The organism is Desulfuromonas carbonis (assembly GCF_054658035.1).
Map to the genome: position 1 here is coordinate 430,048 of NZ_BAAHXR010000003.1, position 23,464 is coordinate 453,511.

At 61.6% G+C, this 23,464-nt stretch carries 8 protein-coding genes and 1 pseudogene; all 9 read right to left on the reverse strand.

Translation table 11 applies throughout. The features are described from left to right. Positions 1-100 precede the first annotated feature (100 nt). The 9 genes and pseudogenes from ACYQ8E_RS08985 to ACYQ8E_RS09025 all read right to left on the reverse strand — a co-directional run bounded on the left by ACYQ8E_RS08985 (position 101) and on the right by ACYQ8E_RS09025 (position 23,421). The gene (locus ACYQ8E_RS08985; protein WP_459860692.1) at positions 101-5,326 is read right to left on the reverse strand and encodes a beta strand repeat-containing protein; all 5,226 of its coding nucleotides are present in this window, start codon (positions 5,324-5,326) and stop codon (positions 101-103) included. 275 nt (positions 5,327-5,601) lie between these two features. After that, entirely contained in the window at positions 5,602-13,563 is a 7,962-nt protein-coding gene (locus tag ACYQ8E_RS08990; protein WP_459860693.1) for a CxxxxCH/CxxCH domain c-type cytochrome, read from the reverse strand. Positions 13,564-13,633: 70 nt separating this feature from the next. Continuing rightward, the gene (locus tag ACYQ8E_RS08995; RefSeq protein WP_459860695.1) at positions 13,634-14,278 is read right to left on the reverse strand and encodes a cytochrome c3 family protein; all 645 of its coding nucleotides are present in this window, start codon (positions 14,276-14,278) and stop codon (positions 13,634-13,636) included. A gap of 219 nt (positions 14,279-14,497) precedes the next feature. Then, the gene (locus ACYQ8E_RS09000; RefSeq protein WP_459860697.1) at positions 14,498-17,497 is read right to left on the reverse strand and encodes an FG-GAP-like repeat-containing protein; all 3,000 of its coding nucleotides are present in this window, start codon (positions 17,495-17,497) and stop codon (positions 14,498-14,500) included. A gap of 316 nt (positions 17,498-17,813) precedes the next feature. Further along, positions 17,814-18,914, reverse strand: a pseudogene (locus ACYQ8E_RS09005) (IS4 family transposase); the annotation flags it as partial. A 145-nt stretch (positions 18,915-19,059) separates the two neighbouring features. After that, the gene (locus ACYQ8E_RS09010; protein WP_459860700.1) at positions 19,060-20,433 is read right to left on the reverse strand and encodes a sigma-54-dependent transcriptional regulator; all 1,374 of its coding nucleotides are present in this window, start codon (positions 20,431-20,433) and stop codon (positions 19,060-19,062) included. Continuing rightward, on the reverse strand, positions 20,426-21,922 hold the full coding sequence (locus tag ACYQ8E_RS09015; protein ID WP_066728444.1) for a sensor histidine kinase: 1,497 nt from the start codon (positions 21,920-21,922) through the stop codon (positions 20,426-20,428). Before ACYQ8E_RS09015 ends, ACYQ8E_RS09010 begins: the two co-directional genes overlap by 8 nt. Before the next feature lie 9 nt (positions 21,923-21,931). Then, the gene (locus tag ACYQ8E_RS09020; RefSeq protein WP_459860702.1) at positions 21,932-22,480 is read right to left on the reverse strand and encodes a type II secretion system protein; all 549 of its coding nucleotides are present in this window, start codon (positions 22,478-22,480) and stop codon (positions 21,932-21,934) included. Next, positions 22,480-23,421, reverse strand: coding sequence for a transketolase family protein (locus ACYQ8E_RS09025; protein ID WP_066728447.1), 942 nt, complete (start codon positions 23,419-23,421; stop codon positions 22,480-22,482). The genes ACYQ8E_RS09020 and ACYQ8E_RS09025 overlap by 1 nt, the downstream gene beginning before the upstream one ends. Between the last annotated feature and the right edge of the window lie 43 nt (positions 23,422-23,464).

Consider the following 23,464-nt stretch of genomic DNA (forward strand, 5'->3'; position numbering starts at 1 on the left):
CTCAGTGGGGTTCAGCAAGGGTGAACGCTGCAGTTCCCCACCACTTTCGGTTTGCTATAGCGCTTCATATCTCTATCTCCTTTATCAGAGCAGTGCTCCATTATTTCCAAGGGGTGACAACGTTCCAGCCCCGGTTCTTATAATCCGTTCCCGTCCCCATCGGCGCGGCAGCAGCACCTGGATCAACCGGCTCAGGCCCGGTGCCATCAGCAATACCACCCACCCGGTGACAGTTCTGAGATGACGTCCAGTTGGACATGGACATATTGACACTCGCGGTCGCTCCCGTCGCAGTATTGAGCTGATAGCTGTCATCCCAGGTGTTGTGCTTGGTGTCGAGACAGTTGGTGATCATCAGCTTCGGCAGGCGCGAAGCGTGCGGGTTATGACACTTGCTGCAGCTGAACTTGTGGTACTGCGTGTTGACCGTGTTGGCGTCAATGGTCAAAGTGCCCCAGAGGTTGACCGAGTAGGGACGCGTGCTCTCACTGGCACAGGGATTGATACAGGGCGTATAGTTCGCCGCCCGGCTCGTACCACCGTTCCGCCAGCCATAGTTGCCGTTATCTCCAGGCGCGCTGGCACCGGAGAAGTGCATCGCCGGGTTGGCCATGTTCGTGCCGGTCCCGGTGTTGCCCCCGCGCAAGTTGAAGATATTAGCCGCCGCGCTGCCGGTACCGCCGATGACCGCATTGCTGTGACCATTGGTGCCGAGCCACAGGCTCTCGCCGGTGGTCTGGTCCATGTTGTCGACATCGGTTCCGTGACACAGGGTACAGAGTCCCGCCGAAGCACTGAGCGTCCAGCCGGTAGTCGGGTTGGCGTAGGCGGTACCACTGAGCGCCGTGGTCGTTGCCGTGCCCGGGCGGACGTTGTTGGCGTCGATCCAGAAGCCGCCGAGAGTCCGCTGCTGGGTGGTGGCATTCTGACCACCACGCGGCACCGCACCGTACTCGGAAATGTTGTTATAGGCGGTCCCATTTTGCGGGGCGCCATCCTCCTCGTAGGGGTTGGAGTACCAGGTGCCACGCAGGTAAGGCTTGCCCGAGACATCCCCGGCAATCGCCGTGGCTGTGTCATGAACGTCATGACAGTAGCTGCAGCGGATATTGGCAACCGCATCCTTGGTCTCGGTCTTGGCATAATTGGGGCCGCTAACCGCGCTGGTACCGGCACTGTTGACCGAGTGGGTCGACTGGATGGCGCCGGTCTTGTAGGCGAAGGCCGTCTTGGCGCTGGTCCAGGTCGCCGTGGTCCAGTTGGAGGTGCTCAGGGTTCCGTAGTTGTACTGGGTTGCGACCGGGCTACCGGTCTGGGCGTTGTTGGTCCCCCATTCAGAGACCTTGACCGTCTGCGCATCATGGCAGGTCCAGCACATTTGCGCCTCGGTGGTCTGGGTGTCGAGATCGGCCGTGGCCACGCCGTTAATGTTGGTCGCCGTACCGGTGCCGCCCAGTTTGATACCGCCGTGACCGTAGTTAATGCCAACCGTCGTGTTATTTGGAATATCCACTCCGCCGGCGGTCCCGTAGTGGCCGCCGTGGCAATTTTTGCAGTCGCCGAAGGTTCCTCCGGTGGTGACAAGGGTGTGCGAGCTGGTCGAACCAACCGCTCTCGCGCCGGTGCCGGTGCCGGTATGGCACTGCGTACAGGCGATGGTCGCCGTCGGACTCCAGCTGGCGGTGCCCGCATGGCAGTTGGCGGCATTCAGCCCCGAACAGCTTGGTGTTGCACCTCCGGTGTAGGTTGCACCAGCACCGGCAACGGTGGTGTCGAAAGCGAAGTCAACAGTGCTGTCGGCATGTTTTGCCGTGCCGCTGCCAGCGCCGTTGTGGCACAGGTTGCAGTAATTACCGGTCAGGCTGTTGCTGACCGCCAGGTGGGCGGCGTGCTTGCCCTCGTTGGTTTGAGCACTGGTCGGCGCGCCGTCGCGGGCGTCGTTGTAGGTTCCAGCGGTGCCGTGGCAGGAGCCGCAGACGACGCTTGCGGCATTGTTCCACTGTGGCCCCGGCACAGCATTGCCGTGACAGGAGACATTGGCGCAATTGCCGTAGGTGCCTGAGGGTGCGGTATTGGCGATGGTGCCACTGGCAGCACCGCTATAGGTAGTCGAGGCTCCGATTGCGCTGACGTTGTATTCAATCGCGCCGTCGACATGTCCGGCGGGTGCCGCCTCGGATCCGCTGACGTTGGTGTAGCCCGTACCGTGGCAGAAGCTGCAATCTTTGCCCTGACCCACATGGGTGGCATGGCTGGTGCCGGACGGCAGGGTGTTCACCGTCGCCGCGGTGACGGCATGGCAGGTGCCACAGACCACCGCGCCGTCCCATGCCGGGCTGGTCCCGGCGATGGTGCTGCCGTGGCAGTAGTTGGCGCAGGTCTTGGTGCCGGTCTTGGTCAGGGTGGTATTGACGGCATCGGTGGTGTCGTAGGTGACCGTGGTCTGGCCGTCGTAACTGCCGCCGTTCACCCCGCCGGTGCCGGTGGGCAGGTTGGCGAAGGTCAGGGTCACGGTGCCGTTGGTGTTATGCGTGGCACCGCCACCGACGCTGCCGGCGTGGCACAGGGCGCAGTCGATCTTCTGGACATTGACGTGCGTCAGGTGCGCCCCGGCGGTGGTGGAGCCGGTGGTCAACGGACCGCTGCTGGCCTTGCTGACCAGCTTGCCGGTCTCCGGCGGGTTGCCGTGGCAGCTGGCGCAGGAGGCGCGGAAGCCGACCTTGTGCTCGTGGCACTGGATGCAGTCGCCGTCCACGGCGTGGTTTTCCGTCGTCGCGCTCATGTTGTAGGCGTGGAAGCGCACCCCATTGGTCGGGGTGGTCACACCGGGGTCGGTGGCGCTATAGGTGTGGCAGACCTCGCAGATGCGGTTCGAGGTGGTGTGGCTGAGGTTGTCGGTGCTGGTGCTGCCGAGATCGGAGGTCCCTTCTTCGGCCGAGCTGTAGGTGATAGTGGTCTCAAGTGCCCCGGGAATGCCGGCGAGGCCAACCTGCTTGGTGACACGCTTGATGTTGCCGCTGTTTTTGGCATGACAGGTTGAGCAGAGGATCGCGCCATAGGCGCTGGAACTGCCGGTTCCCCAACCGCCGGCGTGGCGGCGGTCTTCGTTCCAGGTGCCACCGGCGGTGGTACAGGCACCGGCGGTAGTGATGGTACTGCCGTCGGCGGCGAGCACGCTACAGGCAAATCGCAGCGAGTTGTGCAGCAGCTGGCTGTCGGTCCAGGCGACCATGGTGACGTTCTTGGTCTGAACGGCAGTGCCGCTGAGCGGAGAGTCGGCGTAGGTGACCCGGATTTGATAAGTGCCGGTGCTGTTCAGGCCACTCAACACCTGGGTGTAGGGGCTGGTGTTGTCGGTATCGGTCTGCGCTGTGCCATTGTGCCAGACGCTGTCGCCGTCCCACATGTAGTCGACCTGGAAGGTCGCATTGCTGTCCTTGTCCCCCTGGTAGGGCATGGTAACGGTGATGGCTGTCAAGCCGCTCTGGCTGGCCGATGCGGTGCCAGCGACCGTCCCGTTGGTACGGGTGTCGTAGCTGATCGCATAGGGATTTCCACTGGCAAAAACCGGAGCCCCGGAACAGCTGTCGACGGCCTGGAAGGCCACGCTGAGGGTCCCCTTACTATTGGCTGGCGGGGAGTAAATCCCCAGCGCAGCAAGGGCGCCCCCATCAACGGAGAACTGGCCATTGGACACCGTGCTGTCGGCGGTGCTGTTTAAAGTCACATAGGTACTAAAGTTGATATCACCACTGATTGCCGCGGGAAGACCGGTCACGGTAATAGTGCCGGGGGTGCAGTTGATGACATTGACGGTGGCGCTGGCGCTGAGCGACACATTGCCGGCCGCGTCCTTGGCCCAGGCATAGAGGGTGTAGGAGCCATAGACGGCAACCGTGTAGCTGGTCGGCGCGGTGGCGCTCCAGCCGGCAGCGCCGGCCAACGGCGCGGTGGCGCTTTCGGTGATCATGTAGCCGGTGACGGCGACGTTGTCCGTTGCCGTGAAGGTCGTGATCGGGATATCGAGCGGTGCGGCGGTATCGATCACCGTCGCCGGGACAGTAAAGGCTGTGATCGTCGGCGCGACTGCACGATTAAGGGTATAGGTTTCACTTTTGACCGTCTCGGCGTTGCCAAAATTGTCGGTCGAGGCGTAGCGCAGGTACTTGACGACACTGGTGTCGACGGTCCCGGTCACGGCTACGGCCACTGTATAGGCGGTCGCCGGGACGCAGCTGTTGGTGGTGTCAACACAGTAAACGGTACTGGCAACGCCGACGCCGGCATCGGAAGGGGTCAGGGTGACGTTCTGATCGCTGGTGTAAGTGCCGGCCGCCGGCGCCGCGGTGGTAGTCGGAGCAGTCGCGTCGACGGTACGTGATAGAGCAGTGCCGGTGGTGGGGCCGCCACCAAGAGAACTGGCGCGAATGTTCAGCGTTACCGCGCCGGTCAGGCCGGTCACCGTTGCGGTGCAGGTGTAAGGTGAAGAGGCACCGGAGATGACGCCGGCACTCCAGGTCGAACCGTTGGTGGTGTACTGACAGGTCGGAGTCGACTGCGACTCGGTGATCGCCGCGCTGAAGGTGACATTCGCCGGGACATAGGTCGCCGTGTTCGCCGCAGGGCTGGTGATGGTCACGGTGCCGACGGTTGGCGGCGTGCTGTCGGTAGGCACGTAAGGATTAACCGTCGCCATCGCCAGGGCACAACGGCTATTGGCGGAGAATGTAACGGTGCCGGTGACGGTGGACGCCGCGGTGGCGCCGTCGCCGCCGGACCCGTTACTCTGTCCGGAGGCAACATCAAACGCCTCGGTGAAGCCGCCCGGTGCGGTGGCCGTACCACCGTTATGACCGGCGATGTAGACGGCGTAGCCATCGGCCGTCGACGGGATGTTGGTGAAGGTGAGGCTGGTCGCGCCGCCACTGGCCTGGGCGTTGGAGCCGGCAATCGGTGTACCTTGATCGACGTTCTCGTAAACCACCACGCCGCACATCAGGTCGCGGGCGTTGGTGGTCTGGCTGATCGTCGCCGTCAGGGTGGTGTTGCTGGCCGCGGCAATCTTCGTCTCATTGATATAGCCGATCCAGGCGGTCTGGCGCTGTGAGCCGTTGCTGGCGATGGTGGTGAAGGTCTGGCCGCCGTAGTTAGCATTAATGGTGTAGGTGCTGGGACCGGCGGTGCCGTACTCGGTGGTACAGCCGAGCACCATCAGGCGGTTGGTGCCGTTCCCTGCGCTCACCGTGCCGTTGCCGGTGGTCGCGGCGACGTTGATAACATTGGACAGCGCCGTATCAACTACCACTGCGGCCTCGACGTTCGTCATAAGTCCAAACATCATCGTCATAACGGCCACCAAGGCCAGCTGTGCAATTCTCAACATCCCTGCACTTCTCCGGATTCCATCCTTCATAGCCGTCCTCACCTCGTTATCACTCGGTCGATTCATATGTCGATAATTCACTTGTGAATTTTTTTTGGCAAAAAAAACTTCCCTGCCAGCGTTCAAATTTTTCATCTCCAAACCTCCTACAGGGAAGTCGTAAGTTCCATGTCAGGGCCGGGGGGCGGGTTCCGCCCCCCGGCTGTTCAGCGATCGAATTACTTCGGCAGGCCGGTGTGGCAGGCCTGGCAGTTGTTCTGCGGCGTCGCCCAGGTGGCTGCGTTGCCGTTGTGGCAGGCGACGTTGGAGCAGGTGCCGCTACCGCTGACGTAGCTGGCAGAGGTCAGATTGACCTTGGCCAGATCGTAGGAGTTGTTGGCCTTGTAGCCGTTGGGACGGGTCCAGGAAGCACTCAGGTCGGTGACGCTGGTGATGTCGTCACGAACCTGGGCCCGGGACTTGACCGCGATGTTCTGGAAGACCACATCATTGTTGCCATTGACGTGGCTGTTGTAGCCGGTAATTACCAGTGCCTGGTCGCCACCGGTACCGCCGGTGGTATGGCAGCTGGCGCATGCCGGGTTGTTGGCGTTGAACCAGTCGTTGACGGTGCTGTTGTGGCAGCTGTTGCAACTGATGACCGTCGAGGTCGCGCCATCGCCGTGGGCGCTCGGTGCCGTGGCGCTGGCGCTCTGCAGCCCGGTGGTACCGGTGTAGAGGTCGCTGGCATGGATACCGACAGCGTGGACCGTATGCGCCGCGGTGGTCGGGGTGTTGCCATGGCACTTGCTGCAGATGTCACCGGCACTGAATCCAAGCGTCCAGCTCGGGTTCTCGGCTGGGGCGGCGCCTTGACCGTTGTTATGGCAGGCATTGGTGGAGCAGGAACCCCCGCTGTAGTTGACTCCGGCGGCGATCTCGCCGACCACGTTGTTCAGGTGCGTCCCCTGGTGGCATTGGCCGCAGGCGAAGTCGTAGCCAGTGCCGTCCGCCTTACGTGTTACGGACCCGTAGCTGCTGTCCATGGTCGCCACGTGCGCCGGGTGATTGGCGCTAGTGGGTGGCGAGGCGCTGAAGTCAAGATCCTTAACGCCGCCACCGATATGGCAGTCGCTGCAGGCGAGGCTGGTCCCGGAAGTCCAGTCGCGGCCGTCGGTGACGTTGTGGCAGTTGTTGGAACAGGTGCCGGTGGCGCTGGTGTAGCTGGCGATCTTGTTGGCCACCGTTGCGCTGCCGTTGATATGGCCGCTATGGGTCGCAGTCTGCGCCCCTGCCCCGTGGCAGGCGTCGCAGTCGCTCGGGACATACGCATTGTTCGCGTTGTTATGGGTGGTGTGGATGGTCGCCGTCGCTGCCGGAACCGCATTGGCGAGAACGCCGTCATCCGTGCCATTGTTATGGCAGGAGGTACAGGTGACCGAACCGGCACTGCCCCAGTTCGGGCTGGAAGCACCGTGGCAGGAAGTGGCGCAGGTGCCGTTGTCGACACCGTCGCCGCTGTAGTTGACGCCGGCGGCGCCGTTGCCATCGGTGTAGGTGAAGCCGACACCAATGTTTACGGTCAGGTTTTGGTGGTTAGCCGCCCCGCCGGTGGCCGAGTAGCTGTTGGCCCCGGTATGGCAGGATGCGCAGTCGGCGAAGTCGCCATCGTTGTTGGCGTGCTTGGCGTGGCTGCCGGCGACGCTGCCCGAGGGGAGCGGGCCGGTGCCGCCGGTATTGTGACACTTGCCGCAGCTGATGGTGCTGGCGGCCGCCCAGGTCGGGGTGGTCACGCCGCTGTGGCAGCGGATATTTGAGCAGGTGGTCGAGGCCCCAGTACCGGACTTGCCGGCGGCGAGGTTCTCGTAGGCATAGGTGGTATTGAAGGCCACGTCAAAGCTGCCATTCAGATGGCTGCCGCCGCCGATGATCGCACCGGCATTGTCAACCGTGCCGTTATGGCAGGCGAAGCAGTCATTGGCGCCGGTCTGCGGCAGGGAATTGCTTCCGGTGTGTGCGGAGTGCTTGTTGCTGGTATTCGGCCAGCCGCCGGCACCGGAGGCAGTGTAGAGGGTCTTGCCGCTGGCGTTATGGCAGTCGGCGCAGTCGAGGGTCGGCCCGGCGGTCCAGTCACGGCCGTCAACGACAGCGTGGCAGGTGGTGGCACAGGTACCGTTGGCGGCGAGGGTCGCACTGGTGACCTTGTTCGCCAGATTGCGGGTGCCGTTGATGTGAGTGGCGGTATTGGCGGCGGTGTGGCAGTCGCCGCAGCTGCCGGTGACATAGTTGGTGGAGGCGAGATGGACCCCGTGCTTGTTGCTGGTCGGAGTCCCCTCGTGACAGATGGAGCAGTTGGCCGATGCGGTGTTCCAGGTCGGAGTCTGAACCGGAGTCGCCGCTGCGGTGCCGTTGTTATGGCAGGTGCTGGTCGAGCACTTGCCGAGGGTACCAAGAACATCCGTCGCTGCAGGTGTGTAATTCATACCCGCCAGGAGGTTGACCGTGTTGTTAAGGTGCGCGTTGCTGACCGGCAGGGTGCCGTGGCAGCTGGCGCAGGAAACGGCGAGACCGAAGGTGGTCGTTGCTCCCATGTGCTCGTCATGGCTGCCGGTACCCGGGTCGGTGGCGCTGTGGCAGAGGGTACAGGAAGCGGTGGAGACCATCCAGGTTGCGCTGTAGGTGGTGCCGCTCGGGTTATGGCAGGCCGCGTTATTGCAGCTATCGGTGCCATTCCAGCCGGTGATGGTTACGGTCGCATTATTCTGGACCGGGTTGGTCCGCTCGAGCAGAGTGGTCCCAGTGATGTGGGTGGTGTCAGTCGGATCGGTGCCGTGGCAGGTGGCGCAGGCGAAGATGCCGCCGGTGCCGAAGTGATTGCCGTGGTCCGCCGAAAGCGCGGTGGTGGCAGCCGTGTTACCGGCGGCGGTCGGCGTAGTGCCGGTCGCATAGTAATGGCAGTCGTCACAGGCCAGGGCGTTGGTATTCCAGGCCGTCGACGGATCGGTACCGGTGGACTTGTTGTGGCACCCCGAGGTGAGGCAAGTACCGGTCACGTCATTACGGGTCGCCGTCGAGTAGGTGACGCCAACCAGGTCAACGTTGCCGGTGTTGTGGTTGCCGGTGTAAACCGAGTAGCCGGCCCCGGCGTTATCGCCGTGGCAGGGATAACAGGTGGTTTCATCAGCGAGGCTGGCGCCGTGCTGATCATGGGCGCCGCTGGAGCCGGTGGTCGATTTCCCGCCGCTATGACAGGAGCCGCAGGTCGCGTTGATCGAATCCCCGGCCACCGCAGCGATGGTCCAGGCGGTGTCGGCGAAGTTGTGGGTCCCGTCGGCGGTGGCATGGCAGGTTTGGCACAGACCGCTGGTCTCGTTGTAGGACCCGGCGTTGTTGACCTCGATGGTGGCGTTACCGTGCTTGCTGGTCCCACCCCAGTCGTTGCTGCCGAAGGCGAAGGTGTAGTTGCCGCTGGTCGCTTCGAGACCATGGCAATCCTTGCACTGGTAGGTGGTGCCGGTTCCGTGCATCGACTGAGTCCCGGCACTGGTGCGGTGAATAACGCCGCCGTTCCAGGTCTGGCTCCAGTCGCCGTGGCAACCGGCGCAGGCGGTGGTGGCGGTGGTGTAGAAATTGGCACTGCTGTTCCACTTGTGAGCCCAGTCGTCGCTCAGCGTGGTGTGGCAGGTAGTGGTGGCGCAGGTACCGGTGTTATCGGCAGACTGGGTATAGAAGGCGGCAAGACCCATCTGGGTGGTCTGGCCGACACCACCGGTGAAGGTGCCGTTAATGTGGGTCGCCTGGGCGGCAACCGTGGTATGGCAGGCGGCGCAGCCGCCGGAGAGGCTTTCGTTGTGCCGCTGACCGGAGACGGTTGGCGTCACGTTGTGGAGACCGGAGGTCGGCAGATTGGCGCCGCCGCCGATGTAGCTGCCGCTGTGGCAGTCAGTGCAGCCAGGCGCCGGAGTCGAAGTGGTAAAATTGGCGCTGCCACCGTGGCAGCTGTTGGCGCAGGTGCCGGTACCGGCGTTGTAGGTCGTGATCTTGGCGCCAAGGGTCGGCGCGGTCACGGCACCGTCGATAGCGCTGTGGGTCGTACTGTTGTTGTTATGGCAGTCGGTACAGTTGGCGCCGGTGACATAAGCGGTGTTGTCGGTATGGGCCTGGTGGGCCCCGACGGCCGGCGGGAAGCCGGTGAAGAGGGTCTTGCCGGTGGCGTTATGGCAGTTGGCGCAGTCAAGCTTGGCGCTGTCCTTCCAGTCGCCAGCCGCGGCTGCGTTGACCAAATGGCAGTTATTGGCGCAACCGCCGGAGGCGCCATCATAAACGACAGTATCATCAACGGCCCCGTCAATATGGGTTGTTGCAGTTTCGGCGGTGTGGCATTCGGCGCACGCGTTGGCGACAAAGACGGTGTTGGCAATATGGACGTCATGGCGACCGGTCGCCGGCGCGTAGCCGTGGCAGATGGTGCAGTCGTCAGCACTGCTGGCAGCGCGACCCCAGACCGGGGTGGCGACGGCGGCGCCAAGACCATCCGTATGGCAAAGGGTGGTCGAGCAGCCGTTGGCCACGAGGTTGTTGAAATCAATCGCTGCGGCAAAGTCAACCGCGCCATTGCGATGGGCATTGGAGGCCGGCAGCGTATCGTGGCAATCGGCGCAACCGACGGTCTTGCCGAAGGTGGTCGGGACAGTGGCAGCGAGGTGCGAGGTGTGGCTGCCGGTGGCCGGGTCGGTTTCGCTGTGACAGAAGGCGCAGCCGACCGCGTTGGCCACGGTCCACTCGGCGCTGTAGGTGCTGGCCGAGGGGTTGTGGCAGGCGATATTATTACAGGTGGCGTTAGTGCCGGCACTGGTCGGATCGACGCCGGTAGAGCCAAGGGCGGTTGCGTCGAGGGTCGCCTCGTAAGCAATGGCGGCAGCCATCCCCTGGACCTTGGCGAGCTCAGTGGCCCCGGTCCGATCGGTGATGTGGGTGGTGTCGGTCGGCAGCGTCCCGTGGCAGTCAGTACAGACGGCGTTGGCGGCGAAGTGGGTGCTGTGGCTGCCGCTCAGGGCGTTGGCGTCAGCATTGTTGCCGGCCAGGGTCGGGGTGGCCGACCCGTAATGGCAGGCGTCGCAGCCAAGGGCAGTGTCGGTCCAGGCGGCGCTCAATCCGCTGGTGCCGTTGTGACAGGCGCTGGCGCAGGTGGAGCCGTTGTAACCGACGGTGGTCGCAAGGATGGTGGCCCGACCGGAGGCGTTGCTGTGGTTGAGGCTGTTCCCCTGGTCGGTGGTGGTGTTGTAGGTATAGCTGGCGGCGCCGGTGTGGCAGAACTCACAGGCGCTGCGATCGGCGGTGTCAAAAATCTTGCCGCCGGCATCGGCGAGGAAAGAGTCGGGCGCATGCAGGGCATGGGCGGCGGTATTGGGCGGGAAGCCATGGCAGCTGTCGCAGGAGTCGCCGCCACCGACGGCAAAGGCGTTAACCGGGTTGGTGTGCGAGAGGTGGCAGCTGAAGCAGTCGGCCCCTTCGTTGTGGGCGATGCCGCTATTGGTCTTGTTGTTGTGCTGGTTGGTCTGGTTGGCTGCCGTGTGGCATGTGGCGCAGATGTCGTCGCCGTTGGCGGCGTCGATTTCGTCGTAGGAATTGGCACCGGTGGTGGCGGAGAAGACCACCGTGCCGCTGAAGGCAGTCGAAGTCGCCTTGACCATGTAGATGTTGCTGCTACCGTGGGGATCGTGGCAGGTCACGCAGGTACTGCCCTGGTGGCTGACAAGGGCGCCGTGGCAGGAGCCGCAGGAGAAGGCGGGCTGGAGACGCTTATCGCCGGTACCACCGGTGAGGTGGCCACCCTGGGTCTTGTCGTGACAAGCGAGGCAGTCGAGGGCAGCGGCAGGGTTGCCGCTGACGTTGTAGGTGCCCGTCGCTTTGTTGTGGCCACCGCTGAGAGCAGTCGACTTGTCAACAACTCCGGCCATGGTGGAGAGGGTACCAGTGTGACAGGTCGCGCAATCCACGGAAGTGGGAATGTTCCAGTTGGGCTCGGGCTCGCTGCCATCGACACCGTGGCAGCTGTCGCATACCGAGACCTGGAGATTGGCAACCATGCTGATAGCGCCATCGATATGGTCAGCGCTGTTGGTACCGGCATGGGTATGGCAGACATCGCAGGAGAGCTTCGGCCCGTCAGCATCGGTGACGTGTTTGGCATGGGCACCGGTGGCCGGAGCAGGGCTGGTCCCGCCATCGTTATGACAGAGGGTACAGGTGGTCATCGCCGCGTTGTTGCCGTTATCCCAGTCCGGAGTGATGTAGTTGCTTTTACCATCCGAGTGGCAGTAGGCGGTCTGGCAGGTGCCATCGGTAGCGTAGGTAATCGACCCGGTGAGACCGGCCGCGGTGAGGTCGCCGACCACATCCTTGTTACCATCAACGTGGATGCCGCCGATCGCCGTGGTCACCAGGGCGGTAGCGCTGGTAGCGGTGGAATTGTGGCAGACCGCGCAGGAATAGGTTCGATCGAGGATGGCATTGGCGGTGGCGCCACCAAGATGTTTCTGGTGAGCGGCCGAGTTGCCGGCATTGTTCATGGAGGTGGCGTCGTTGCCGTGGCACGCCTGGCACTCGGTCACGGTGCCGATGATAGCCCCGGCCCCTCCGGCCCAAACCGGTGCAGCGGCGTAGGCAATGGAACCGACCCGCGGAGCACCGTTACTGTGGCAATAGACGGCCGAACAGGAACCGGAGCCAGCCGTATTGTAAATCGGGTTCGGGGAACTGATATTGGTCGGCGCGGGGAGCAAACCAATCGCGTTATTGAGGACCTGCTGGAAGGTGCCGCCGTCGTGGTTGCCGGCGCCAGGAAGGTCGGTCAGTTTGCCGGAATCGACACCGTGGCAGACCTGGCAGCCATATTTGTACTGGTTGGGTCCGCCATTGGCGTGAGCGGCGTGAGGCGTGGTGTTCTCGGCCTTGAACACTCCGGAAGTGGAGTAGTTGTTGCCGGTGTTCTGGGTGCTGTGTGCATACCCGCCGGAGGTGACACTGCCATCGGCATCAAGATAAGGGGCGTAACCGTGGCAGGAACCGCAACCGGGACCGAAGGAGCCACTGGCCTGGTCATGGCTGTGGCAGCTGGCGCAGGCGAGGCTGGTGTCATGGGCGGGAACCGCCGCAAGGTCGTGACAGGAGAGACAGATAGCACCGTTGACACCGGTACCATTGTCATAGTTGGTCATGGTCGTCGGGTCGGCAGTGTAATCAAGAAAAACATCGCCATTGACATCAGCCATCGGGGAAGTCGGGAGACGGATCTTCTTTTTCAGCATGAAATAGTTGGCGCTGCCGGTGGCTGTGTACTCATGGCCACCATGGCAGACCATACAACCCAGAGGTGTCGTAGCCATGCCATGTCCCTTGTAGGTATGGCAGGCCTGGCAGAGGCTGTCACCGAGAGCCGGGCTCCCATTGTCGGGACCGTTCCCCTTGAGGAGACGACCGTCGCCGGCGCCGCCACTGCCAAAGCTGTCGACGGTCGTAGCATCGGAATCGACATAGTGAACCCCGTGGCAGGTGGAACAGGAGACCTTGCCATTGGCATCGAGGAGAATGGCGGAATTATAGATATTAGTGATCGGCTGAAATCCGGGAGCAGCCGGATTATAGGCAACGTTAACCGGATGGGTCATGAGGCCGTGAGCAGGGGTTTTGTCAAAGCCGACATGGCAGGCCTTGCACAGCTGGTCGGTCGAAGTGATCCCCACCGGGTAGAGCTTGGGATTGGTAGCGCTGTCACCATGCGGGTTGTGACAACGGGTACAGGTCACCTTGCCGGTCGAAGTGCCATAACGCGAGTAGAAACCAGGATAGGTGGCCGAAGAGGGCGCCTGGGCCCCGGCCTGGGGAACCACATCGGTCGGTGCCGCCCAGTTATGGGAACTGCCAGGGAACCCGGCGACACCATGCCCATAAAGGTTACTCGCCTCCTGGGGGAGCATGCCTTTGTTCGGCGTAATCGTCTGGCCGGTGCTGAAGACATGGGTTTGAGTGGGGCTATTATGGCACTGGCGACAGACCTGTGCCGTCAGGTCCGTAAAGGAGACCCCGGCAATATGACAGGTCTTACACTCAAACGCATGGACAGCCACCGCCTGGGAAGTTCTTGGCAAAAGGACCAACACCGCCAATACGAAGCAGGCTGCCAGTATCTTCGATCTCATGGGCACACTCCTAACAGGACCAAGAATCATTAAACCCGTAAACTACAGTCATATTTAATGAAAGTCGTCTTTACTTGTTATGGCAGGCCAGGCACAGGGCGCTGCCGGTATTCGGCCGAATCAAAAACGGCCGGTAAGCAGTGTTGGTGATGTAATCGACGTGCGGGTCGTGGCAGGAGGAACATTCGACCCGGTGATCAGCACCGAAAAACCGCACTCCTTCACCCTGCCAGCCCAGGGCGCTGGTGCTGTCCACGGTGGTTCCAACCGACCGCAACTGGCCGTCCCGGGCCCCGCCAGGCTTATAAATGGCGTCCCCCAGCACTGAATCGTAACTGAAGGAAATGGGATGATCGTCGCTGAGGTCCGTGCCAAGATTGGGACCACCTGCACCGAGGTTGATGATGTGAGTATCGGTAGGATCGCCCATCATGACAAAGGTAGTCTCCGGGATTCCGATATCGTTGCTGGTATTGAGCAGGTGATTGACGGAAATGGTGCCATCGTGACAGGAGAGACAGAGCAGCGACTCGTCGTTAACCCGTCGGCTCGCCGAGAGTCCCTGCAAATAACTGGAGAGGGTCACGCTGTTGTACTGGGTGTAGGTCGAGGCGCCTGGCAGGCTGCGGTTCCAGAGCGGCCCGGTGGTGTTGCCGCCGTGCGGCGTATGACAGAAAATGCAGACCTCATCCTCGTTGGTCGCGTAGGATGCCATCCCAGCCACGGGCCCGGTAGTCGACAGATTGTGCCAGGTATTAGCCACACCGGCCGTTCCCTTGGCAAACGCCAGCCCGGAACACAGCAACAGCAAACAACCCGAAACGACAAGTCCTGATACCAGTTTTTTCATTTATTTATTCCCTGACCATAAGTTAATAAATTAAAGCCTTGAAATTTAGTTGCTGGCACGTCCCAATACCTGCCGGCCCTATAATTAATCGTGGTCCTTGTCCTTGTCCTTGTCCTTGTCCTTGTCCTTGTCCTTGTCCTTGTCCTTGTCCTTGTCCTTGTCCTTGTCCTTGTCCTTGTCCTTGTCCTTGTCCTTGTCCTTGTCCTTGTCCTTGTCCTTGTCCTTGTCCTTGTCCTTGTCCTTGTCCTTATCCTTGTCCTTATCCTTATCCTTGTCCTTATTCTCGCCCTTAAACTGGCCACCGGCCAGATCGAGAATATTAAGCAGTTCGGTTGTTTCGGTGCTGGTTGCAACAGTTGCCAAAACAGTCCGAATGGCGCGATCGGCACCTTCCACACTGAGCTGGCCACTCTCAAGACCGGCCGCAATGCCGGCCAGAGCCGTTGCATCGGCTGCGGATGCAAGGCCATTAGCAACCTGGGTCACCTTCCGCGCCAGAGCGCCGGCAAACGCAGGGACAAGTTCATCTGATCGGCCAGCCGCAAGCTGAAGGCTTCCGGAGCTGAGACCAATAACCAGGTCAATTCCAGGCCCGCCATCAAGGTTGCAGCCGGCGAGGCCAAACAAACCTGGTGTCTGGATCGGGAGGAGATCTCGCACCGCCCAGGTTCCGTCGGTTTGAACACCCAGCAGGACCAGGTCACCGCCAATATTGGCGAGGAGTTCCCGCTCCCCATCCCCATTCCAGTCGATGACGAATGGGACGACGGCGCCGGAAAAGCTGCCGAGCAACTGGCCAGCAGCCAGCTCCGGGACGGCATCGGAACCGAGATTGCGGAACAGGACCAACTGTCCGGCACCGGAACCGACCAACAGATCCTTGGCCAGGTCACCGTCAAAGTCGACGACTGCCGGGACCGACGGGCCATCGACGGCAAGCGTGCTTCCACCAACGATTGCAAGGGTGACTCCGGCGGCAAAACGCGGGGCGTTTTCAGTGCCGACATTGAGGAGGAGTTTTACCGTACCGTCAAAGGAACCGATCAGGAGGTCCTTAGCGTTATCGTTATTCCAATCGACAACCGCGGGAGTTGCACCGGGAGCGAGAATCAGCCCAAGGTCGGTTCCGGCAGAGAAGCCATCCGCTGAGCCAGCGAAGAGCTGCAGCGACCCGGACTCGTCACCTACCAGCAGATCAAGGTTGCCATCGTTGTCAAAATCGACAATGGTGGGGCTGGCACTGCCGGCGACCCCGGCCGGGAGCCCGGCAGCGGACAACGAGCTGAGCTGCATTGAGGAAACGGTCCAGGCAGGAAGCAACTGGGCATTGACAGCTACCGCACCCTGCTCGGGAAGGGTCACCACCGTAAAGAAGGGTTCGAAACCGGCAGTTTCAACCACCACCGAGTAGCTCCCCGGAGCAAGATCACGCAGACTCACTGGTACTTCGCCGACATACTGCCCGCTATAGCCAGGATTACCGCCAAGGAATACGCGCGCTCCTGGCATATTGGCGTCAATGGAGAGCATGGTCGGCAGATAGGTAAAGGAACCGTCCGCAACTGACGTCGTGGCCAGCCCGGAGGAATCGACAGCCGTCACCTGCCAGGCATAGACTGTCCCTGGCTCCAGCTGCGCGTAGTCCGCAAAATCAGCCAGAGAAAGTTCCTGGGCCGTGAGCTCGGCCGCAAGGACCGGCTCGGCGAACCCGGCAACGCCGGCTACCGCAACCCGGTAGGTCAAGCCAGCGGCGTCACCCGGGTCGGCATCGGTTGCTGCCAACCAGGTCAAGAGCCCGGCACCATCGCGAACCTCACCAGCAAGCGGCGCGGCAAGGACCGGTGCGGTCGGCGCCTCCGGCGCGGCATTCACCATAAACTCGGCAGCGGAACTCCACGGCGAGTAATCCGTACCATCGAAGGCGCGGACCTTCCAGCTGAAGGCACCATTTTCTGCAAGCGCAGCAGGAACAACGGCGGAGGTCCCGGTCACTGCGGTCAACTCCGCAACCATGAGACCGCCGCCAAAAACCTGCACCTCATAGCTCAGAGCATCGCCGTCCGCATCTGTTGCCGCGGTAAACTGCAGGTCGGGGGTTGCCGTAGAAAGGACGCTCCCTCCTTGCGGCGTGAATGGCTGCGGAACAGAGGGAGGGCTATTCTGCTTTACCGGGTTCGCCCCGCCGTCCACCCCATAGGAAGCGATGATGCCAATATCGCTGGCCACCAGCAGGCGACTGTTGGCAGCATCAAAAGCAACATCACGCAAGGACGGCATTGGCGAGGCGGATTTGGCCACATAGGAGTATGCGGCATCCAGGACCCGGAATTGCGGTGCACCGAAATCAAGGAAATAGCTACGCCCAAGAGCGTCAACAGCAGAGCCGGCAAAGATAAAAGGGGCTGGGGAGCCAAAGGATGTTGCCCGGGAAAGCGTCCGCTTGAGGACACCATCCAGACCGAATACCTGAACGCGTTCGAGAGCGTTATCCGCAACCAGAACTTCTCCCGCGACAGGATTGACTGTCAGGGCGACCATCGAACTGAACTGGCCGGCGCCAGCACCAACACCACCGAACTTATATTGAAAGAGACCGCTTTGATCATAAACCTTGACCAGCATCCGACCAGTATCGGCCACAAAAACGAAACCGGAGCCATCAACGTCAACTTCTCCAGGGATATGGAATTCCGTCTCGCCTGCGGGGGCCGATCCCGCCAGGGAACCGAGTGTCGCCCCCGAAATCGGGTCGATGATCAACACCTCCGTCGCCGTCGATGCATAAACCCTGGAGCCATCAGCAGATACGGCAACACCTCGACCGGTGACCTGTCCTGCCGCGAACTGCCCCCGAATCGTGCCGTACTGGTCAAGCTTGACAACCGCCTTGAGCAGCGGATCAGCCACATAGATATTACCCTGCCCGTCCACATCAAGGGTCGAAGGAACCACCTGCCCCTGGCTAATCTGCCCCAGGGACGCCAGCGCCGGCGCACTCGCCGCGAAGGCCGGACTATGCCAAATGACACTTACCGACAGTGATATCACCGCAAGCAGGGACAGGATCGTTCTGGACCGCTTCATATTGGTTGCCTCCTGACAAGAACAGATTACGCATGTCCTGGTAGTTCAAAACGCGGGCTGGCTTGTTTCGTCGCAGGGAATGTATGCAACCGACATGCCAGCTATTCCTGCGCCATTAAACTCCCCGCCCGTTCCTGGCGATCACACCTGGTCGTCCTTTTGACCCCGCTTCCTGCCTGCACCATACAGAAAGGGCCGGACGAATGCCCGACCCTTTCTGGGGTGAAGCCTGGAACTCAGTAGTGTCCGGTTAAGAAGTTGCATAGGCTCCGAAGTCCAAGTCAATGATATCGGGAGGCCCTAAGCCTGCGGCCGCATCCTCGGCGGCCTCGTTGCGAATATTGTTGCGAAGCTCACGCACCCTGTTGATGCTGACACGTTCGCCATGCTCTTCGTGGCAGTAGATGGCCAGCAGCAAATAAGTAATCAACCCTGCGAGGATCTGCACCAGCAGGCCGTAGGGACTGCGGGCAATCAGGTGATACACCTTGAGGTGGCGCTTCCACCAGGCGAAGAAGGACTCGATCGTCCAGCGTAGCTTGTAGATCAAGGCAATCTGCTCGGCGGTCAGATCGAAGCGGTCGGTGGCGACCCAATAGGATTTTTGGTCAACCTTGTAGCCGACCACACGCACTTCTCGTTCGGTCTGGTTGACATCTTTGGTGCCGAGCAACACCCTGGCGTCATAGAAAACATGACTGCCGGGGACAACAGGATTGGCGCTCAACTCCGTCTTACGAGAACTGGCTTTGATGCGGCAGACAAAGTGGCGCCCCTGATCCTGCCAGTCGTCAAAGTTTTTGTAACACTGGTAATAGCGGTCATAGACACCTGTCTGACCGGGAGCCACGAGCCGTTCCGCCTGAGGACGCTCGTCGCCCTTGCCGTCGGTTAATGTGACTTTCTGGGGGACACCACGACCGATATCGAACCCCAGGTGAACCTTGGCCTTTTTGGCTCCGTCTCGATAGTCCGCCCAGAGCATGGACAGCGTAGCGTCAATCAGCGAACCATCGACGGCGATCAGATCGCCGAGATCGGAGATGTCTTTGGCGACAGGAATCTTTTGTGAGACCTGTTTCTGCAGGTCTTCGTAAACATGAATCATCTGCTCCAGCCCTCGGGTATTGATCGCCTCAAAGAAGGCGCTTTTCCGGATACCGCCGGGCGGTGCAATATGAGTCGCGGCAAAATCTTCCTGCGTCAGAACCTGAAGCAGATGACGCCCCGAAGAATGCTCTTCGAGGTGATAGTAGGTCAGGATTTTCAACTGATCTTCAAACGTCATCTGCAGTGGCCTGTTGCCTCGGGCCTCAAGAACCGGGGCATGTTCGAGAGCGCCCTTGAACGGGGTAAAAAGTCGGACAATGGAGCGCCTGCTAAGCCGGGTACGGTGGCAGCGAACAAGTAATGACATTTTCGTAAATCCTCATATAAAATAGGTATTTACGAAAATCACCGCGCCGACTTCACGACGATTTGTCAAGCAAAAAATACGCTAACTTGTGAAAATATTTACAATTATCTGCAACTTTGGGTGAATGCAATTTGCTAACCGGACACTACTGCCTGGAACTTAACTTTTTCATCCGGTAACGGAAAGCGTCGATACCCAGGTTGAGTTTGCGAGCGGCCTTCGACTGGTTCCCCTCACAGACCTCCAGCGACTGGCGAATCAGCTCCCGCTCCACGTCCTCGATATCGATCCCCTCGGGCGGCAGCCGGAAGCTGACCGGACCGGCCCCGGCGCCGGAGGTTCTGGCGACGATCTCCTGGGGAAGGTGCTCCAGCAGCAGCGTCTCCTCATTCTCGAGGATGATGGCGCGTTCGATAACATTCTTCAGTTCGCGGATATTCCCCGGCCAGGGATAGTCGACGAGGAACTTCTCGGCCATTTTCGAAATACCGCGCACGTTCTTGTGGAATTCGCGGTTGAAGTGATTGATGAAGTGGGTGGCAAGGGGCATGATGTCCTCCTTGCGCTCCCGCAGTGGCGGCAGGAAGATCGGGATGACCTGGATCCGGTAGTAGAGATCGTTGCGGAAGGTCTTCTCCTCCATCGCCTTGATCAGGTCCTTGTTGGTGGCGGAGACGATGCGGACATCGACGGGAATCTCCTTGGTCCCGCCGACCCGCCGGAAGGTGCGCTCCTCCAGAACCCGCAGCAGCTTGGCCTGCATCCCCGAATCCATGTCGCCGATTTCGTCGAGAAAGATGGTGCCGCCATCGGCGGTTTCAAAGAGGCCCTTTTTCTGCGCCTTGGCATCGGTGAAGGCCCCCTTCTCATGCCCCATCAGCTCACTTTCGAGCAGGGTCTCCGGCATCGCGGCACAGTTGATCGCCATGAACGGTTTCTCGGCGCGGGCACTCTCCCAGTGGATCGCCTTGGCGATCAGTTCCTTGCCGGTACCACTCTCCCCCTGGATCAGGACGGTGCTGGCGTCGCTGCGGGCGATCTTCTCCACCATCGCCAGGACATTCTTCATATGCCGGCTTTCACCGATGATATGGGCGATGCCGTACTTGCGGGTCTGTTCCGAACGCAGATGGGCGACCTCGCGCTTGAGCTCCCCGGTTTCGAGCGCCTTTTTGATGACAATCGCCAGCTCGTCGAGGTTGAACGGCTTGTTGATGTAGTCGTGGGCGCCCATGCGCATCGCCTTGACCGCCGTCTCGAGAACGCCCAGGGCGGTGACCATGATGACGATGGTCTCCTCGTCGTACTCCTTGACCTTCTCCAGCACCTCGAGGCCATTGATCCCCGGCAGCTGGATGTCGAGCAGGACCAGGTCGGGGGACTCCTCCCGCACCAGCCGCAGGGCGTCCTCGCCGGTACCGGCGCTGCAGACCTCGTACCCCTGCTTTTTCAGGCTCTGTTCCAGCGACCAGCGAATCAAGTGCTCGTCATCGACAACCAGGATCTTCTGTTTACGCACGCGGTTCCTCGCTTTCGTCGACCGATGGCAGGACTGCCACCGGCAGTTCGATGATAAATGTCGTCCCTTCGCCGAGACGGCTGCTGACCCGGATCGCGCCGCCGTGCTGGGAGATCAGCTGCCGGCAGATCGCCAGCCCGAGGCCGGTCCCCTGATTCTTGGTGGTGTGGAAGGGGACGAAAATCCGCTCCAGCTCGTCCTCGGGAATCCCCTTGCCGGTATCCATGACCAGTACCCGGACCCGCGGCTCGCCGTCCACCTGGGCCGCGTCGGTCTGAATCGTGAGGGTTCCACCACTGGTCATCGCCTGGATGGCATTGATGATCACGTTGAACAGGACCTGCTGAATCTGCTTTTCGTCGACCCAGACCGGCGGCAGATCCCGGGACAGCTCCTTGATGCGGTGAATATTGCGCGCTTCCGGGTGCTGGGAGACGAAGAAGAGCGTTTTCTTGATCAGGCCATTGATGTCGACAAAGCTGAATTCGGGCGTGCCGGGACGACCGAAATAGAGGAGGTCGGTCGCGGTCTTGTCGAGCCGGCCAATCTGCTCCAGGACCTGGCGAAAGACCTCCCGCCGGGCATCGTCCTCCTCCAGGTCTTCGGCCAGGACCGAAATCGCGCTGCTGATGCCGGCGAGGGGATTCTTGATTTCGTGGGCGATGCCGGTCGCCATCTCGCCAACCGAGGCGAGCCGGTCAGCGCGTTCCATCTGCTGGAAATGGAACTGTTCCAGTTCCCGCTTCGCCTTGTCGAGATTGACCACCATGGAGGTGAAGCTGCGCATCAGGCTCCCCATCTCGTCCGCGGCCTTGCTCTCCATGCGCACCGACAGATCGCCCTGCTCGACCTGGGCCATCCTGGCTGCCATCTCCTGCATCGGCCGCTTGACCAGGCGGACCAGGATAAAGGAGATCCCCGCCGAAAGCAGGATCACGATGACCGCCGTCGACAGCAGGAAGAAACGGGACGATTCCCGCAGCCGCTGGGCAGTGTCGGCGAGGGAGAAATTGAGATTGAGGACCCCGATCACCTTGCGGCCAACGCCATGGCAGAGATAGCAGCGCTCGTCGGAGACGATCGGCTTCACCATGCCGAGGACCTCCTCGCCGCCAACCCGGAAAACCCCCTGGCGCCGGTTGTTGGCGAAGAGGGCGAGGTCGAAATTGTCGACCCGGGTGCCGATCTCCTCGGGATGTGCCGACTTGAGGATGGTCCCGTCGGGGTGAAAGATCCGCACCTGGGTCAGGCGGTGATTGCGCCCGACCATCTCCAGAATCGCCTGGACATCCTCGCTGTTGCCGATGCGCATCGAGTTGAAGATCGACTTCTCGACCGTCGACAGGAGCAGTTCGGCGCTCTCCCGGGTCGAGTTGACGAGGTGGTCCTGCTCCCGCTGGATATGGAAGAGAGTGAGGATGCCGATGCCGGTTGCCAGCAGCAGGATGCTCAGGATGATGACGCGGGTAATCAGGCTCTTGATGAACAACGCATCACCTTAGGGATTGACCGGTCCGGGACCGGGCGGCTTGCGGCCCGGGACGGGAGTGGCCGGGCCGGTGCCCGGCACCGGCTTGCCCGGGGTAAAGACGAATTCCCACTCGGAATATTTCTGGCGGCCTTCGAAATTTTCGTAACCGTCTGGAAATCCGTCCTGGCGGAAGGGCCGCAATGGACTGCTGCTGCGCACCCCCCGAATCCGCCCGGAAGGGTCCTTGATCAGCTCCCACTCGCCACCGGTCATCGGATCGGTGTAGAGGCGCCGCAGGTAGCGAACCACCCCGGGGTTGCGCGGGTCCCGCACCAGGTCCTCCAGTTTTGCCGGCAGCATCTGCAGGCCGCCGCCGTGTCTGACCCCGTAGAAGGCCTCGATCGCCTTGCGGTACTGGTCACCACGCCAGAAGAGCTCTTCCTCCCGGGCGCGCTGCATGATATCGGTCCAGGAGCTGCCGGCGAGGCCGAGCGCCAGACCGAGGACGACCACCAGGACCAGGACGGTGAGTAGCGCAAAGCCGCGCTCGTCCCTTATCCCTCCCCGGGGCGTCATCACCGCTTGCGCTGCAGAACCCGTTCCGCCGCTTCGACCAGGTGGGCCGGGGTCAAGCCGTAATGGACCAGGAGCTCTTCGGCGGTCCCCGACTGGCCGAAGAGATCGCGCAAGCCGACCCGCTCCACCGGTACCGGATAGCCTTCGGCGAGGGTTTCGCAGACGGCACCACCGAGGCCGCCGATCACCGAATGTTCTTCGGCGGTGACGATGGCGCCGGTCTCGCGGGCCGCGGTGAGGAGGAGGTCGACATCGAGGGGCTTGATGGTGCCAAGATGCAGCACCCGCGCCGAAATCTTCTCCTCGGCCAGAATCCGCGCCGCGTCGAGGGCCTGCGCCGTCATCAGCCCGGTGGTGACGAAGGTCAGATCGCTCCCCGGGCGCAGGGTGGCCCCCTTGCCGATGACGAAATCGCAGCCGCCGGTGAAGACGGTCGGCACCTTGGAACGGCCGAGGCGGACGTAGACCGGACCGCGCCAGGCGGCGACCGCCCGGATCGCCGCAGCGGTCTCGGGGCCGTCAGCCGGGCAGAGGACGGTCATGTTCGGCAGCACCCGCATGATGGCGAGGTCCTCCACCGACTGGTGGGAGCCGCCATCCTCGCCAACGGTAATCCCGCCGTGGGTTGCGACCAGCTTGACGTTCATTTTGGGATAGGCGAGCGACTGGCGCACCTGTTCGAAGGCACGGCCGGCGGCAAAGACCGCAAAGGTCGAGGCGAAGGGGATCATTCCGCCGGCGGCGAGACCGGCCGCCATGCCGACCATGTTGGCCTCGGCAATCCCGGCGTTGAAAAAACGCTCGGGAAATTCTTTGGCAAAGAGGCCGGTCTTGGTCGATCCGGAGAGGTCGGCGTCGAGAGCGACAATCCGGCTGTCTTCCCGTCCGAGTTCGACCAGCACCTTGCCGTAAGCGTCGCGCGTTGCAATCATTTCACTCATGGTATTGAAATCCGTCATTGGTGATTCGGGTTTGGAATTTGGT

Excerpts from the sequence above, each read along its gene's own strand:
- ACYQ8E_RS09020 (WP_459860702.1), bottom strand. The coding sequence starts at position 22,480 with ATGACGCCCCGGGGAGGGATAAGGGACGAGCGCGGCTTTGCGCTACTC.
- ACYQ8E_RS09000 (WP_459860697.1), bottom strand. The coding sequence starts at position 17,497 with ATGAAGCGGTCCAGAACGATCCTGTCCCTGCTTGCGGTGATATCACTG.
- ACYQ8E_RS08990 (WP_459860693.1), bottom strand. The coding sequence starts at position 13,563 with ATGAGATCGAAGATACTGGCAGCCTGCTTCGTATTGGCGGTGTTGGTC.
- ACYQ8E_RS09025 (WP_066728447.1), bottom strand. The coding sequence starts at position 23,421 with ATGAGTGAAATGATTGCAACGCGCGACGCTTACGGCAAGGTGCTGGTC.
- ACYQ8E_RS08995 (WP_459860695.1), bottom strand. The coding sequence starts at position 14,278 with ATGGCATCCTACGCGACCAACGAGGATGAGGTCTGCATTTTCTGTCAT.
- ACYQ8E_RS08985 (WP_459860692.1), bottom strand. The coding sequence starts at position 5,326 with ATGACGAACGTCGAGGCCGCAGTGGTAGTTGATACGGCGCTGTCCAAT.